The 251-nt window shown below is 56.2% G+C and carries 1 protein-coding gene; it reads right to left on the bottom strand.

Annotated features, from left to right (window positions below):
* Window positions 1-69 precede the first annotated feature (69 nt).
* A complete protein-coding gene (locus SB822_RS59285; RefSeq protein WP_410859397.1) occupies window positions 70-186 on the bottom strand; it encodes a hypothetical protein in 117 nt (38 codons plus the stop codon).
* Window positions 187-251: the final 65 nt, after the last annotated feature.

The raw sequence follows: 251 nt of genomic DNA, 5'->3' as shown, positions 1-251 counted from the left end.
GAGCACCAAGAAGCGCTCAGGAATTGCTGACGAAGAGGGGCACATCTGCATCAGCCACCCCATCCAAGGCTATGCGGCCTGCCTCGCGAATGCCCGATTGGCAATTGCCGACTGCAACGTCTGCTCCAGAGCCTCCATCAAGACCAACACCAAATCGCGATACTCGCCCACCGTATCCTCATTGATTGGCTGATCTCTTCCGCCGTGCGCAATGGTATTCCTTCGATGGACAAGCGCATCAAGTTTGTGCC

The organism is Paraburkholderia sp. SIMBA_054, assembly GCF_046534875.1.
Taxonomy (GTDB): Bacteria; Pseudomonadota; Gammaproteobacteria; order Burkholderiales; family Burkholderiaceae; genus Paraburkholderia; species Paraburkholderia hospita.
Note: the sequence above shows the minus strand (reverse complement) of the source record. Positions and strands in the feature narration are given on the sequence as shown.